Source organism: Pedobacter sp. UYP1, from assembly GCF_040547305.1.
Taxonomy (GTDB): domain Bacteria; phylum Bacteroidota; class Bacteroidia; order Sphingobacteriales; family Sphingobacteriaceae; genus Pedobacter.
The window spans coordinates 126,375-141,936 of the sequence record NZ_JBEPPL010000011.1 but is presented as its reverse complement, the minus strand read 5'-3'; the positions used below and the strand labels follow the sequence as shown (position 1 = coordinate 141,936).

The 15,562-nt window shown below is 39.5% G+C and carries 11 protein-coding genes; 6 read left to right on the top strand and 5 right to left on the bottom strand.

From position 1 onward, the window contains the following. Positions 1-96: 96 nt before the first annotated feature. Positions 97-408 carry a hypothetical protein gene (locus ABIB30_RS19520; protein WP_354304717.1) on the bottom strand — a complete coding sequence of 104 codons (312 nt, stop codon included), beginning with the start codon at positions 406-408 and terminating at the stop codon, positions 97-99. 353 nt (positions 409-761) lie between these two features. Here ABIB30_RS19520 and glmS point away from each other — a divergent pair, with 353 nt between their 5' ends. Further along, complete coding sequence (gene glmS, locus ABIB30_RS19515; protein WP_354304716.1) at positions 762-2,600, top strand: glutamine--fructose-6-phosphate transaminase (isomerizing); 1,839 nt, start codon at positions 762-764, stop codon at positions 2,598-2,600. Positions 2,601-2,674: 74 nt separating this feature from the next. Here glmS and dxs read toward each other — a convergent pair whose 3' ends face one another. Further along, positions 2,675-4,603 (bottom strand): 1-deoxy-D-xylulose-5-phosphate synthase, encoded by a 1,929-nt coding sequence (dxs, locus tag ABIB30_RS19510; protein WP_354304715.1) that lies wholly within the window; start codon positions 4,601-4,603, stop codon positions 2,675-2,677. 495 nt (positions 4,604-5,098) lie between these two features. Between dxs and glyA the strand changes: the two genes are divergently transcribed. Next, positions 5,099-6,370: a serine hydroxymethyltransferase gene (glyA, locus tag ABIB30_RS19505; protein WP_354304714.1), complete on the top strand. Its 1,272-nt coding sequence runs from the start codon at positions 5,099-5,101 to the stop codon at positions 6,368-6,370. A 20-nt stretch (positions 6,371-6,390) separates the two neighbouring features. Continuing rightward, a complete protein-coding gene (locus ABIB30_RS19500; protein ID WP_354304713.1) occupies positions 6,391-9,165 on the top strand; it encodes a PAS domain S-box protein in 2,775 nt (924 codons plus the stop codon). 277 nt (positions 9,166-9,442) lie between these two features. On the opposite strand, the gene ABIB30_RS19495 is transcribed toward ABIB30_RS19500, so the two are convergent. The 3 genes from ABIB30_RS19495 to rluF all read right to left on the bottom strand — a co-directional run bounded on the left by ABIB30_RS19495 (position 9,443) and on the right by rluF (position 12,449). Further along, positions 9,443-10,135, bottom strand: a complete 693-nt coding sequence (locus tag ABIB30_RS19495; protein ID WP_354304712.1) for a ComF family protein — start codon at positions 10,133-10,135, stop codon at positions 9,443-9,445. A 28-nt stretch (positions 10,136-10,163) separates the two neighbouring features. Next, the gene (gene rlmN, locus ABIB30_RS19490) at positions 10,164-11,234 is read right to left on the bottom strand and encodes a dual-specificity RNA methyltransferase RlmN (protein WP_354304711.1); all 1,071 of its coding nucleotides are present in this window, start codon (positions 11,232-11,234) and stop codon (positions 10,164-10,166) included. 147 nt (positions 11,235-11,381) lie between these two features. Continuing rightward, positions 11,382-12,449 carry a 23S rRNA pseudouridine(2604) synthase RluF gene (gene rluF / locus ABIB30_RS19485; protein WP_354304710.1) on the bottom strand — a complete coding sequence of 356 codons (1,068 nt, stop codon included), beginning with the start codon at positions 12,447-12,449 and terminating at the stop codon, positions 11,382-11,384. 605 nt (positions 12,450-13,054) lie between these two features. Here rluF and ABIB30_RS19480 point away from each other — a divergent pair. Genes ABIB30_RS19480 through ABIB30_RS19470 form a run of 3 tightly spaced genes read left to right on the top strand, consistent with a single transcriptional unit; the run spans position 13,055 to position 15,542 of the window. After that, entirely contained in the window at positions 13,055-14,230 is a 1,176-nt protein-coding gene (locus ABIB30_RS19480; protein ID WP_354304709.1) for an amidohydrolase family protein, read from the top strand. Positions 14,231-14,238: 8 nt separating this feature from the next. Beyond that, positions 14,239-15,222, top strand: coding sequence for an NAD(P)H-dependent flavin oxidoreductase (locus ABIB30_RS19475; protein WP_354304708.1), 984 nt, complete (start codon positions 14,239-14,241; stop codon positions 15,220-15,222). Positions 15,223-15,269: 47 nt separating this feature from the next. After that, positions 15,270-15,542 (top strand): acylphosphatase, encoded by a 273-nt coding sequence (locus tag ABIB30_RS19470; RefSeq protein WP_041878102.1) that lies wholly within the window; start codon positions 15,270-15,272, stop codon positions 15,540-15,542. The last annotated feature ends 20 nt before the right edge of the window (positions 15,543-15,562 follow it).

Below are 15,562 nucleotides of genomic sequence, written 5' to 3'. Positions count from 1 at the left end.
CTATCTGAGTTGTTAACATCCGAATGTGGATAACTCGGGCGTAAAAAAAACCACCCTTTTCCAAGGGCAGGTTCTGTTCTTCATAATGTGTGTTAATTATTGAACCACAACTCCGTCTTTGCCAATTTTTAAGGAAGCGGTTTCTTCACCCTTTTTAGCATCAACCTGGTAGTATTCAGCTTTACTTGCATCAGTGATTTTGAATGCTGCAATTGGAGCCCAGTCTTTATATTTATCTGATGCCAAAGTTGCTTTCACAGCATCAGGTAATTCTTCAATTTTAACCGGAGTTTTAGTAGTACTGTCTTGTTGCGCTACAATAGTAACCGGTGTTTTGATATCGTTTGCTTTAACGGTTGAGACACTTGCAAATGCTAAGATGGCTGCACCTAAGATTAAATTTTTCATATGTTATATTTTAAATATTTTTTTATACAATGATTTGTATCCAGGTAGGTTACATAATGATGCCAATTGTGCTTTTGTTGTTTAATTACCTGTTAGTGAGTTGTTTATGTTTTTTCGTCAACTTGTCTAGTGTAGAGAAATTCCACACTTTGATGCCAGGATAATCAAGTGGTGTCTATCTTTATTGCTAAAACGAATTAATATAATTTTAATGCTGTATTATACGCTGGTGAACCCATAAGCTTTATTCATCCTGCAAAGGGTACTTTTGTCCCAAAAGAAAGGAAGCATATTTTATTTTACTGTAAATAAATCATTAAATGACTAGATTTACACCTTTATACTAGAATAATATGTGTGGAATAGTAGGATATATAGGTTATAGAGAAGCTTGGCCAATTGTGCTGAAAGGCTTGAAAAGGTTAGAATACCGTGGGTATGACAGTGCGGGTATCGCATTGATCAATCGAGGCGGATTAAAAATATACAAAAAAGCAGGAAAGGTTCAGGAACTTGAAAATTTCACTGAAGCAAAAGATAAATCGGGAACGATTGGAATGGGGCACACGCGTTGGGCAACCCACGGTGAACCTTCAGACAGGAATTCACATCCGCATACTTCTAATGATGGTAAATTAACTATTATCCACAATGGAATTATAGAAAATTATGCTACCCTGAAAGAAGAGTTGTTATCAAGAGGTCACGTTTTCAACAGTGATACAGATACAGAGGTGCTGATCCATTTAGTAGAGGAGATCTACAAAAAAGAGAACACAGACCTATTGGAAGCAGTACGTTTGGCTTTACACCAGGTTAGCGGTGCTTATGCCATCGTAATTATGGATAATGATCACCCAGATCAGTTAATTGCAGCCAGAAAAGGTAGTCCAATGGTAATTGGTGTAGGTGCAGGAGAATACTTTATTGCTTCTGATGCGACTCCAATTATTGAATACACTAAAAACGTAATTTATCTGAATGATAATGAGATTGCATTTTTAAAACGCGATGAGTTATTAATTAAAAGATTAGACAACGTTGTACAAACTCCATATATCCAGGAGCTGGAGCTTAAATTGGAAATGCTTGAAAAAGGTGGTTATGAGCATTTCATGCTTAAAGAAATCTTTGAACAAGCAAGATCGATCAGAGATTGTATGAGAGGCCGTATTTATCCGAATGAAGGAAGAGTACAATTAGGCGGAATTAAAGAGTATGCGGACAAACTAAAGAACATTGACCGTATTATTATTGTCGCTTGTGGAACTTCATGGCATGCCGGACTGGTTGGTGAATATTTAATTGAAGAATATGCACGTATACCTGTAGAGGTAGAATATGCCTCTGAATTCCGTTATAGAAATCCAATTATCACAGAAAAAGATGTCGTAATTGCGATCTCTCAATCCGGAGAAACGGCAGATACGATGGCCGCTATTGAGATGGCCAAAGAAAAAGGGGCAACTATTTTCGGAGTTTGTAATGTGGTAGGCTCATCTATTCCACGTTTAACGCATGCAGGAGTTTATACCCATGCAGGGCCTGAAATTGGTGTAGCTTCAACCAAAGCATTTACAGCACAAGTAACGGTATTGACATTGATGGCCTTTTATATGGCACAGCAAAAAGGTACCCTGACACAAGCCAAATTGGTAGAATTGTTAACTGAACTGGATTGTATCCCTGAAAAGATCACCAGGGCTTTAGAGTCCAATGATCTGATTAAAGAGATTGCGCATAAATTTAAAGATTCCAGAAACTGCCTGTTTCTGGGTAGAGGAAGTGGTTTCCCTGTAGCTTTAGAAGGTGCATTGAAATTGAAAGAAATCTCTTATATCCATGCAGAAGGTTATCCGGCAGCAGAAATGAAGCATGGTCCTATTGCACTGATCGATGAAGAAATGCCAGTAGTAGTTATCGCTACTAAAAACTCTTCTTATGAGAAGGTAATCAGTAATATTCAGGAAGTAAAAGCAAGAAAAGGAATTGTACTGGCTATCGTTACCGAAGGTGATACAGAAGTTCGTAAAATGGCTGATTACTGTATAGAAATCCCTGATGCAAGTGAAGCATTCCTTCCATTACTGGCTACTATACCATTGCAATTACTTTCTTATCATATTGCTTTATTAAGAGGTTGCAACGTGGATCAGCCAAGAAATCTGGCTAAATCTGTGACTGTCGAGTAAATCACATTATCAGCATAAAAAAAGCTACTCGTTATATAACGGAGTAGCTTTTTTTATATCATTATCTGACTGAGTTAAGAGGCTATAGTTGCAGTAGTTCTGCTAACTGCAATCTTTTTAACAGTTTCTATAATACCAGCTTTATCATAACCGCAAATCGACCATAATTCGCTTTGTTCTCCATGGTCAACAACTTCGTCAGGAATACCTAAACGGATTACATTGGCCTGGTAATGATGATCAGCCATAAATTCAAGCACTGCAGAGCCCATTCCGCCTTGCAGACAGCCATCTTCTACAGTAACGATCTTTTTATAACGTGTAAAGACATCATGCAGTAAAGCCTCATCCAGAGGTTTAACAAAGCGCATATCATAATGCGCAGGATGGATGCCTTCCGTATTTAATTCTTTACAAGCTTCAACGGCAAAGTTACCAACGTTTCCAATAGTCAGGATAGCTACTTCTTCACCGTCACAAATTTTTCTGCCTTTTCCAACCTCAATAGCTTTAAAAGGACGTTTCCAGTCTGTCATGACTCCATTTCCTCTCGGATAACGAATAGAAAAAGGGCCCATATTTTCCAGTTGAGCTGTATACATCAGGTTCCTGAGCTCTTCCTCGTTCATTGGAGCGGCAACCGTCATATTAGGGATACAACGCATATAAGCCAGGTCATAAGCACCGTGGTGTGTTGCGCCGTCACTACCGGCAAAACCTGCACGATCCAGACAAAAAACAACATTCAAGTTCTGTATAGCCACATCATGGATCACCTGATCATAAGCACGCTGCATAAAACTGGAATAAATATTACAGAAAGGCAGCATACCTTGTGTTGCCAGTCCGGCAGAGAAAGTGACTGCATGCTGTTCAGCAATACCCACATCAAAAGCACGGTCAGGCATTGCTTTCATCATGATGTTCATCGATGAACCTGAAGGCATGGCAGGGGTAATCCCTACAATATTTTTATTGGCCTCAGCGAGCTCAACCAGTGTATGTCCGAAAACATCCTGATATTTTGGTGGCTGTGGTTTATCATTTACTGATTTTTTAATTTCGCCTGTAATCTTATCAAAAAGACCAGGAGCATGCCATTTGGTTTGATCCTTCTCCGCTAATGCAAAGCCTTTTCCTTTAACAGTTACACAATGTAATAGCTTAGGGCCAGGAATATCTTTAAGGTCTCTGAGTACAGCAGCTAATTTTTTTACGTCATGACCGTCCACCGGACCAAAGTATCTGAAATTTAAAGATTCAAAAAGGTTGCTTTGATTTAATAAAGTGCCTTTGATACTTTTTTCTATCTTTTTGACGAATTTATGTGCATTAGGACCAAGCTCAGACAGCTTAATCAATACACTTGAAATATCATCTCTGAATCTGTTATAAGATTTAGATGTGGTAATATTTGTCAGATATTCTTTAAGTGCACCAACATTCGGATCAATAGACATACAGTTATCATTCAGGATAACCAGCAGATTTGAATTTTCAATTCCAGCATGGTTAAGTCCCTCAAAAGCAAGTCCGGCAGTCATTGCGCCATCACCAATTACGGCAACATGCTGACGATCTTTCTCGCCTTTTAACTGTGAAGCTACAGCCATACCCAATGCCGCAGAAATTGAGGTAGAAGAGTGACCTACACCCATCGTATCATATTCACTTTCGCTGATATTCGGGAAGCCACTGATACCATTCAGCAGTCGGTTTGTATGAAAAACAGATTTTCTTCCGGTCAGAATTTTATGACCATAGGCCTGGTGGCCCACATCCCAGACTAATTTATCATAAGGGGTATTCATGACGTAATGTAAAGCTACAGTGAGCTCTACAACACCAAGACTAGAAGAAAAATGACCGCCATTTACACTTACAGTATCAATAATATACTGACGTAATTCCTGGCTGATTTGTTCCAGGTCATCTTCTGTATACTGCTTTAAATCAGCAGGATAGTTTATGTTAGGTAATAATGGAGTGTTGAAGTTTTCCATGCAGGGTTTAATAGACAACAATATACAAAGTACGGGATTTTAGTTAAGATAACCGCAAAATAATAGTCATTTCAAAAACAAAACAAATACGTGTTCAAGCTTACAACAGTAAACAAAACAAATATGTTCTGAGAAGGTGTTTAAAATCGTTTGCATGAACCTGTATCCGTATGCTTTAGCAAGATTAAAAAACAATTGTAATCTCTGAAGCAGTTAAAATTCCATCTGCTCATTTGTTTTATGTATCTCTTTGGCTGCAACTGCGCCAGATTCATGTCAGCCAGGAAGGCTACCAGACATAAATCTGACTTGTTTCACCTAAAAATAAACTATAAACAATTTGAGTATCTAAATTTCAACAGCTTCTGGTGAAACCATCATGATCTTACAAGCTTAGTAACGAAGCGGACACCAGATCATGATAGCTTCATCACCGTTAAAAAACAATTATAATCTGGTGAAAATGATTATTTTTACAGAAATATACTTTGATAAATGGAACGAGATACTTTAATTTTTGATTTGATTGACAGGGAATTAGACCGTCAGGAAAACGGCCTTGAGCTGATTGCTTCAGAGAATTTTGTAAGCAAACAGGTAATGGAAGCTGCGGGTTCAGTATTAACTAACAAATATGCTGAAGGCTTACCGGGCAAACGTTATTATGGCGGATGTCAGATAGTTGATGAGGTAGAGAATATTGCCATTGAACGTGCTAAAAAACTATTCGGTGCGGAATGGGTAAATGTTCAGCCACATTCTGGCGCACAGGCTAATGCAGCTGTGATGCTGGCTGTAATACAGCCAGGAGACAAAATCCTTGGATTTGATCTGTCTCATGGAGGACACTTAACTCATGGTTCTCCGGTAAATTTTTCAGGTAAATTATACAAACCCTTCTTCTACGGTGTTAAAAAAGAAGACGGGCTGATTGATTATGCAAAACTGGAAGAAGTAGCTTTAGCTGAACGTCCAAAATTAATTATCTGTGGCGCATCTGCTTATTCAAGAGAATGGGATTACGCTTTTATCCGTAGCGTAGCTGATAAAATCGGTGCGTTGGTACTTGCCGATATTTCACACCCTGCAGGACTGATTGCAAGAGGACTATTAGCAAATCCGCTTCCTCATTGCCATATCGTAACTACAACTACACACAAAACATTGCGTGGACCACGTGGCGGACTGATCATGATGGGTAAAGACTTTGAAAACCCATTTGGTATCAAAACACCTAAAGGCGAAACCAGAATGATGTCATCTGTATTAGATATGGCAGTTTTTCCGGGTACTCAAGGCGGTCCGTTAGAACACATTATTGCAGCAAAAGCAATTGCATTTGGCGAAGCATTAAGCGATGAATACCTGGTTTATATTAAACAAGTACAAGCAAATGCGCAAGCAATGGCAAAAGCTTTTATGAGCAGAGGTTACGGTATCATTTCAGGCGGTACAGACAATCACTTAATGCTGATTGACTTACGCAACAAAAATATAACTGGAAAAGTTGCAGAAAATGCGCTTGAAAAAGCAGATATTACCGTGAACAAGAATATGGTGCCGTTTGACGATAAATCTCCTTTTGTGACTTCAGGGATCCGCGTAGGAACTGCTGCAATTACAACCAGAGGATTTAAAGAGCAAGACATGGAAAAAATTGTTGATTTAATAGATCAGGTTTTGACTAATCCAGAGGATGATGCCCATTTGAGTGAAGTGAGAAAACAAGTGACTGCATTAGTTGCTGGTTTTCCATTATACAAGTAAAAAATACGGGTTAATCAATTATGCCAATAAATACAGGAGTATGGTCACCTAGTGAAAAAGAGAGATTATGTGCGTTATATGCATATCATATCCTTGATACCCCTGTTGAGAAAAGCTTTGATAACCTTGCGAAGCTTGCGACGCAAATATTTAATATACCCATTGCCTTGATTTCTCTGTTAGACAAAGAAAGGCAATGGGTTAAATCTTCCGTTGGCGTAGTGCTAAAGGAATTTCCCCGCAAGCAGTCTTTTTGCGAATATACTATCCAGGGAAATACAGTATTCGAAATCTGTGATACACTAAAAGATAGTCGTTTTACCGATTACCCTGTGGTGGTTTCCGAACCCTATATCAGGTATTATGCCGGTGCTCCCTTGATTGATGATCACGGTTTTGTATTGGGCACGCTCTGCGTATTTGACCTGGTTCCCCGTCAATTTACTGACAGCCAAAAAGAAATCCTGAAAGGGATTGCGCAGGAAGTAGTCGTACATCTCATCCTGAAGAAAAAAGATGAACAGATTCGTTCCAGCATTACCCGCTGCCAGGAACTTTTGGATATAACGGGGGTTTCTCCCGAAATTCACTGTATTCTTGACTATAGAGGCAAAGTCTTGTTCGTTAACGAAGCAGTGACCCGATTATTAGGCTACACGGTACCAGAAGCCATGGAACTCGGCCTTTTGGACGTCTGCTACCCGGAAGATATTCCCAGGGTGATGAAAAGCATAGCAGATGGACTGGGGAATAATTATAAAGAACTTCATATTGACTTTAGAGTAGTAGGCCGGGATCATATTATCCGGTGGATAAGCTGGTCGCTGGTTTCGAAAAACAGACGTTGGTATACCTATGGAAGAGACATCACAGACAATAAAAAGGTTGAAAGTGATCTGATGAAGTTATCATTCGTGGCCAGCAAAGTAAATAATGCCGTGGTCATTAATGATGCAGATAATCATGTGACGTGGGTAAATGCAGCTTTTGAGAAGATTACTGGATTTAGCCTGGAAGATGTTAAGGGAAAACGGCTCGGAGATCTGATCATTGGTCCGAATACGGATCTGGAACTTATCGATGAAGTCAGAAGACTGACCAAACAAAGGCAATCTTTTACCATTGATATGCTGGCTTATCGAAAAGATAAGAAAGAAATCTGGCTTTCCGTTTACAATACGGTGGTATTGGATGACAGAGGAAATGTAGAAATTGAGGTGGAGATCATTATTGATATTACTGATAAAAAAAGAGCAGAAGAAGAGTTGCAGGTACTTTCTATGGTAGCCAGTAAAACGAATACAGGAGTGAATATACAGGATAATGAAGGTATTACAACCTGGGTCAATCAATCTCTTGAAAAATTAACCGGTTACAAAAAAGAAGAACTCTATGGCCATCATTTGGGGAATATCCTTTCTCCTAATTTTTATGATCAGGAATTAATAGCGACCTCGAGAGATAAAAGCAAAAACAATCAATCCTATACGATAGAGGTACTGGCAGAGAAGAAAAACGGATCTACAGTCTGGCTGTCTGTCTCTAACACGCCTATTATTAACAGCAAAGGAAAAGTAGAAAGACAAATCGATCTGATCTCTGATATTACCCAACGCAAGCAGATTGAGAAAGAGATGATCGAGGCCAAAGAACAGGCCTTAAAGCTTAGTGAAGCAAAGGAAATGTTTCTTTCTGTGATGAGTCATGAAATCCGCACACCTTTGAATGCCGTGATTGGCATGACCCACTTATTATTAGACAATGACCCTAAAATCTCACAGATTGATGATTTAAATATTCTGAAGTTCTCCGGTGAAAACTTATTGCATATCATTAATGATATCCTGGACTTTACGAAAATGGAAACTGGTAAGATGGAACTGGAAGTTTTTCCATTCAACCTTAAAACACTGGCAAATGATATCATCAATTCGCTGCAAGTTAATGTAAGGAAGAAAGGAAATCAGTTAAATCTTGTGTTTGACCCTTCAATTCCATCGTTGATTTCGGGGGATAAAAACAGGCTTTACCAGATCCTGATGAATTTTCTGGGCAATGCAATTAAATTTACAGAGAACGGGCAGGTGCAGCTTATTCTGACCCTTGCCGGGCAGAATGAAAAAGAGTCAGTTATCAGGTTTGAGATTACAGATAATGGTATAGGAATACCTAAGGACAAGCAAAGTTATATTTTCGAAACCTTTACCCAGGCCAAAACAGATATTTCCAGAAAATATGGAGGTACAGGATTGGGGCTGGCAATTACAAAGAAGCTATTGCAAATGTTCAATTCTGATATTATTGTAGATAGTACTGAAGGGGAAGGAACTACCTTTTCTTTTGAAATTGCCTTCAGTAAAACGGCAGAAATATCTGCTTCACCCGGTAATAGTACCGAGATGAGTGTCTTTATTGGTAAAAGGATATTGGTGGTAGATGACAATGAAATTAATATTCTGATTGCAAAGCGTATTCTTAGTAAATGGGGATTAGAGATTGAGGCTGCGGTCAATGGATATGAAGCGATAGAAAAGATTATGACCGAAAGTTTTGATCTGATCTTTATGGATATTAAAATGCCGGGGATAGATGGTTTCGAAACCACAGGGATTATCAGGGATATCAGCGGCGCTTATTATAAGCAAGTGCCTATCATTGCATTGACTGCCTCTACGCTTAAAAATGACCATTACAAATTTAATGAATGCGGTATGAATGGTCATGTACTAAAACCGTTTAATCCGGAAGAGATTAAAAAACTGCTTTTCGGTTTCCTTTCCCGCGAAAAGGAATAGAAAGTTTTTTTCTTAACCGGACTCAAAAAAAAGAGCCGGAACTCCATTTCTGAAATTCCGACTCCTAAATTAACGCTCTCGTATATATAAACGATTAAGTTCGGCTATTGTTTTTATTAAATTGTTTTTTTTATAAAAATAAATTGATTCTGCTCCGAAAAGATAAAGGGCCGATATTTCTATGAAGAAAATATCGACCCTTACCATCTAAATTAACGCTCTCGAATATATAAACGAGCATAAAATATAAATGTTATCCTGAAGACCCTATTTTTTTTTATTCTGCATAAGCCAGCGTTGCAATAGATAGTTTATTTAACCCGTTATCCAGCAGGAGCTTGCCACAGGCTTCAAATGTAGCTCCGGTAGTGAGTATATCATCAACGAGCAGGATATGCTTTTGCTGTAAATCCTGGGGTTTATGCAGCTCAAATGCATCTTTTATGTTTTCAAAACGATTAAACCGGTTTTTTTTCGTTTGTGTGGTTGTATTGATTTTTCTTTTAAGCAGTTTGGTGTGGATGGGTATTTGTAAAATACAGGCTATTCCTTCAGCAATACATTGACTTTGGTTATAGCCTCTGCTGTGTTCTTTTTTCGGATGAAGTGGAATAGGGATAATTAAATCTGGTTTTTGCTCTGATAGCATTATATTTTCACCAATCAGCTTACCCAAGAGGAAGCCAATATCTGTTTGTCCTTTATATTTTAGCTGATGGATCAGCTGTTGGACCTTGTTACCTTTTTTAAAATACAATAAGGCTGTGACCTGATGAACAGGTATTCTGCCCCAGAATAATTTGGCAGCGGGATGAGCTGTATATAAATGGAAATCTGTGAAGGGGAGATCATGCAGGCATTTGATGCAGATCGTTTTCTCTCCATAAAATAATGCTGTACCACAAGCATTGCAATTCCTGGAAAAGAGGAGCTGAAGAAGGTCAGTAAAGATTTGTTTAATCAGGGACATTTTACAATGTACCCCTGATTTATCGGGATTAGTTAACTGATATTTCTGGCTCTGGCTGGTTTTTCACAGCAAGCTGTCCACAGGCAGCATCAATATCTTTACCGCGGCTACGTCTGATATTCGTATTTACACCCTGGCTTTTCAAATAATTAGAGAAAGCATCAATTTTATCTCCTTCTGCATTGATGAAATCTGCAAACTGAATTGGGTTGTATTCAATCAGGTTTACTTTGCAGGGTACATGTTTACAGAATTTGGCCAGATCTATAGCATCCTGAAGTTCGTCATTAAAGTTATTGAAGACGATATATTCGTAGGTAACGGGATTTTTTGTTTTAGCGAAATAGTATTTTAATGCCTCTGCGAGTACTTTTAAAGTATTCTGCTCATTGATAGGCATAATTTCATTTCTCTTTTTGTCGTCAGCAGCATGCAGTGATAGTGCAAGGTTAAATTTAGCACCGTCATCTGCCAGTTTCCTGATCATTTTAGCGATACCTGCTGTAGAGACTGTAATTCTCTTATAAGACATATTTAATCCATCAGGAGCAGTAATACGCTCTATTGATTTCATTACATTTGCGTAGTTTAATAACGGCTCTCCCATCCCCATATAAACGATATTGGTAAGCGGGGCATTGTAATTCTTTTTGGCCTGCTGATCAATAAGTACAACCTGATCATAAATTTCATCGGCATTCAGGTTACGTTTTCTATCCATATACCCTGTTGCACAGAATTTACAGGATAAGCTACAACCAACCTGGGAGCTTACACAGGCAGTCATGCGTTCTTCCATTGGAATCAATACGCCTTCAACGATGTTTCCATCAAATAAACGGAAAGTGTTTTTAATGGTTTGGTCGTTACTGAACTGGGTATTGTTGACCTCAACTGCATTGATAGTATAGTTCTCGTCCAGTTTCTTTCTCAGGTCTTTAGACAGGTTACTCATTTCTTCAAAAGAACGCGCAGATTTTTCCCAGAGCCATTGGTAAACCTGTTTGGCCCGGTATGCGGGTTCTTTCATCTCAGTAAAGTGCTGCTGAAGCTGGATAAGACTCAGAGAACGGATATCAGTTTTAGTTGTTACTAGCATTTGATGCAAAGTTACCTAAAAATAATAAGCCACCCAATTTTTCGTTGGAACTTACTTGTTTTTAGTAAGTTATGAAATTTTCATGACTTTAATTGATAAAGGTCATGAAAATTGTAATGATTTATGAATAGGCTAAATTGTTGATGTTTAGCGTTTTGGGCTTTTTGTTTTTGCCGGAGCTGATCCTGATCTTCCTTTTGTTGGTCTCACTGATCTTCTGCTTGGGCCATTGCTTTTATTCCAGTCATTGGTCGCAGCTGGTGCTTTGAATGACGATGATCCAGATGCTGGTTTTGCTCTTGATCCTCTTGGTGGCTTTTCTTCTCTTTCACTTCTCTCTCCGCGCTCTCCTCTTGGAGTAGTGGGTCTTGGTTTTCCTTTAGATGGGCCTGCTGGTCTTGCTCTGAATGCTTTTGCGGGAGTTATATTGGCTTCTTCTGGTGCTGTAGTTGCTTTTGCTTTTTTAACGACTCTTTTTGCAGCAGCGTGTTCAACAGAGCTTGATTTTGCAATCATGTTATGAATTTCTGTCAGTTCTTCCGGAGTGAATTCTCTCCATTCTCCAACTGGAAGACCTTTCAGGTTGATATTCATAATACGAATACGTTCCAGTTTGGTAACTTCAAATCCGAAGTGTTCACACATACGTCTGATTTGTCTGTTCAAACCCTGGATCAGTGTAATTTTGAAGATGAAAGGACTTTCTTTAGTTACTTTGCATTTTTTGGTCATGACCCCCAGTACGGGTACGCCTTTAGCCATGTTGGTAATAAACTGGTCGGTTAATGGTTTATTAACGGTTACCAGGTATTCTTTTTCATGGTTGTTACCGGCACGAAGGATTTTATTAACTAAGTCTCCGTTATTGGTCATGAAGATCAATCCTTGTGAGTCTTTGTCCAGTCTTCCTATAGGGAACACTCTTTCGCTGTGGTTTACGTAATCAACGATATTGCTTTTTACGCCAGCTTCTGTTGTACTGGTTACGCCAACGGGTTTGTTAAATGCAAGGAGAATAGAGTTGTCTACTTCTTTAGGTTCAATGGTTTGTCCGTTTACCGTAATCAGGTCACCGAAGTATACCTGGTCACCAACTTTGGCTTTTCTGCCATTAATAAAGACATTTCCCTGTTCTATGTATCTGTCTGCTGCTCTGCGCGAACACATGCCGCTTTCACTAATGTATTTATTTAATCGGGTGGTAGAATCGGACATAATAGTATTTCTTTTTACAAAGTAATCAATTTATACCCATATATGCTATGAAAATAATGGGATTTCAAAAAAACAGTTGTTATTTCTTGCTGGATTTCATTCTGCGAATGAAACAGGCTGCGAAATTAACAACTGGTTTTTTTGAAATTTCACAGGTTTCTCCAGACCTTTTATTTGGATAGCCAGGTAGGGTAAATTGGTTGCTTTGAAAATTAGAACAGACTAGTTACAGTCGGTTTGGGAAAAAGGGGGAGACGCAGGTGAAAAAATAATTGGATAAAATATTGTTGTTTGATGCAGAAATGCTGGAAGAAGATAATGGAAGGGAAGATAGTTGTTGGGTGCAGATTTGTTCGATGGAGAAACTTTGGGAAAAAGAGAACGAAAAATATGTGAGGCAGCTACTGTATAGACCATTTACAATTAGCAATTTAGTATGTATAACCTAATTACAATTAGTTTCTATAGGACCTGTCAAGTAATTTCAGTATAAGACAGAATTACTGGTCGGTGTCTTCCATTTGGTTAATGAGTTTTGGTTTTGCCGGGGGATAAATTCTCTGGTTTTTTTTAGCGTTTGGGCAGAATAACCGTAATTTGTAATTATGAGTTCTTATTTGTCGGCATCATGGGTTTATCCGGTTAACGCTGCGCCTTTGCAGAATGGAATAGTTGCTGTTAGTAATGATGGAACTATTACGGATGTATGGACTGCGCAGCAGGGTAAAGCATTAAATATTAAAGGAATAAAGTATTATGATGGGGTGCTGGTACCGGGATTGGTGAATACGCATTGTCATTTGGAGTTGTCACATCTTGCCGGCAAAATACCTGAGCATACGGGATTACCGGGGTTTGTGCAGCAGGTCATGCAGCAGAGACAGGCTTCGGAGATGGAGATTGAGGAGGCGATGGAGCTTGCTGATCATCAGATGTATGTGAATGGTATTGTCGCTACGGGCGATATTTCCAACCAGATTTATTCTAAAGGAGTAAAACTTAAGAGTAAGCTTTACTATCATACTTTTGTGGAGGCGATGGGTTTTAATCCCGGACGGGCTGGTGAAATTATTCAGAAAGCGGTAGAGGTGAGGGATGAGTTTTTGCCTTTGAGGGCCACGATCGTCCCGCATGCGCCTTATTCAGTTTCAGCAGAGTTGTTTGAAGAGATTAAGAAGGTTTCGGGAGCTGTCCATGAGTCAGTCTCTATTCATAATCAGGAAACTTTGGATGAGAATTTATTTTTTGAATCGAAGCAAGGGCATTTTCTGAAGTTATACGAGTTTCTTGGGTTGGATATTGGTTTTTTTGAGGCGAAGGGAAAGACTTCTTTGCAGAGTTATTTGCCATTTCTATCCGGGGATGTGAAAACATTGCTGGTTCATAATACTTTTACGAGTGGGGCGGATGTGGTGTTTGCACAAGGACAGCATCAGCGGCTTTATTGGTGTTTGTGCCCGGGTGCGAATTTATATATTGAAAATAGATTACCGGATGTAGACTTATTAAGGGATGCTGGAGTGACGATTACTTTGGGAACAGATAGTTTAGCGAGCAATCATTCTTTGAGTATTTTAGCGGAGATGAAGGTTTTGCAGCAGCTTAAACAGGTTCCTTTTGAGGAATTGTTGTCTTGGGCAACGTTAAATGGGGCGGCTTTCCTGGGGATTGAGGCACAGTTTGGGAGTTTGGAAAAGGGAAAAAGACCGGGGGTAAATTTGGTGAAGGGTTTGAAAGAGGGGCTGATTACGGCCGAAACCTCTATTGAAAGAATTATATAATATAAATTATGTCTAATCGCATTACGTCTTTATTTAAGATTCAGTATCCAATTATTCAGGCGGGCATGATCTGGTGTAGTGGCTGGAAGCTTGCGGCAGCGGTTTCAAATGCTGGTGGTTTGGGTATTATTGGAGCTGGTTCTATGTATCCTGAAGTCTTAAGGGAACATATCCGGAAAATTAAGCAGGCAACTGTTTTTCCTTTTGCTGTGAATGTGCCGATGATTTATCCGAATGTGAAAGAAATTATGCAGATTTTAGTGGAGGAGGGAGTGAAAATTGTATTTACTTCGGCGGGTAATCCGGCGGTGTGGACAGGTTTTTTGAAGGAAGCACAAATGACGGTGGTGCATGTGGTTGCCAATACGAAATTTGCTTTAAAGGCTGAGGCTAGTGGGGTGGATGCGATTGTAGCGGAAGGGTTTGAAGCGGGCGGACACAATGGAAGGGAAGAAACAACAACGATGTGTTTGATTCCTATGATTGCTGATGCTGTGAGGATACCGGTTATTGCAGCTGGAGGGATTTCCTCGGGGCGCAGTATGCTGGCAGCTATGGCATTGGGTGCTGACGGAGTGCAGATCGGCTCTGCTTTTGCAGTTGCTGAGGAATCTTCGGCACATCTTTCTTTTAAGGAGCGGATTATTGGAGCTGCAGAAGGGGATACCAAATTGAGGTTACAGAAGTTGGTTCCGGTCAGGTTACTGAAGAATTCTTTTGAGTCGGCAGTCGCAACGGCAGAAGCTGAGGGCGCGGATGCGGAAACATTAAAGGGCTTGTTAGGGCGCGCAAGAGCAAAATTAGGTATGTTTGAAGGTAATTTAGAAGAGGGTGAATTGGAGATTGGCCAGGTTTCGGCATTACTGAAAGATATCAAGCCTGCTGCGGTTATTTTAAAGGAGATATGGCAAGGTTTTTTGGAGGGGAAGGACAGGGTGAGCCAGTTTTATACCGGTGTTGAATACGGTGAAAACAGAGATAGAAGACAATAGAATAAGAATACAAAAATAGAAAAGAAGACAATAGCATAAATAAATAGATGAAGCAAATCATAATCAGGATAACAGGAAAAGTGCAGGGGGTGGGGTTTAGATACACCACAAAAGTAGTTGCAGACCAAATGGGGGTTCGCGGAATTATCAAGAATGAGAAGGACGGAAGTTTGTATATCGAGGCCGAAGGGGACGATACTTTGCTGGATATTTTTGAGGAGTGGTGCAATGAAGGACCAGACCGGGCCAAGATAGAAAAGGTGGAGATCACACCGGGCGAACTGAAAAACTATCGTAATTTTGAGATCATTAAGAAATAAGTCCGCTTTATTATCCGTTA

Coding starts and splice junctions, on each gene's coding strand:
- ABIB30_RS19520 (WP_354304717.1), bottom strand. CDS start 408: ATGAAAAATTTAATCTTAGGTGCAGCCATCTTAGCATTTGCAAGTGTC.
- glmS (WP_354304716.1), top strand. CDS start 762: ATGTGTGGAATAGTAGGATATATAGGTTATAGAGAAGCTTGGCCAATT.
- dxs (WP_354304715.1), bottom strand. CDS start 4,603: ATGGAAAACTTCAACACTCCATTATTACCTAACATAAACTATCCTGCT.
- glyA (WP_354304714.1), top strand. CDS start 5,099: ATGGAACGAGATACTTTAATTTTTGATTTGATTGACAGGGAATTAGAC.
- ABIB30_RS19500 (WP_354304713.1), top strand. CDS start 6,391: ATGCCAATAAATACAGGAGTATGGTCACCTAGTGAAAAAGAGAGATTA.
- ABIB30_RS19495 (WP_354304712.1), bottom strand. CDS start 10,135: ATGTCCCTGATTAAACAAATCTTTACTGACCTTCTTCAGCTCCTCTTT.
- rlmN (WP_354304711.1), bottom strand. CDS start 11,234: ATGCTAGTAACAACTAAAACTGATATCCGTTCTCTGAGTCTTATCCAG.
- rluF (WP_354304710.1), bottom strand. CDS start 12,449: ATGTCCGATTCTACCACCCGATTAAATAAATACATTAGTGAAAGCGGC.
- ABIB30_RS19480 (WP_354304709.1), top strand. CDS start 13,055: ATGAGTTCTTATTTGTCGGCATCATGGGTTTATCCGGTTAACGCTGCG.
- ABIB30_RS19475 (WP_354304708.1), top strand. CDS start 14,239: ATGTCTAATCGCATTACGTCTTTATTTAAGATTCAGTATCCAATTATT.
- ABIB30_RS19470 (WP_041878102.1), top strand. CDS start 15,270: ATGAAGCAAATCATAATCAGGATAACAGGAAAAGTGCAGGGGGTGGGG.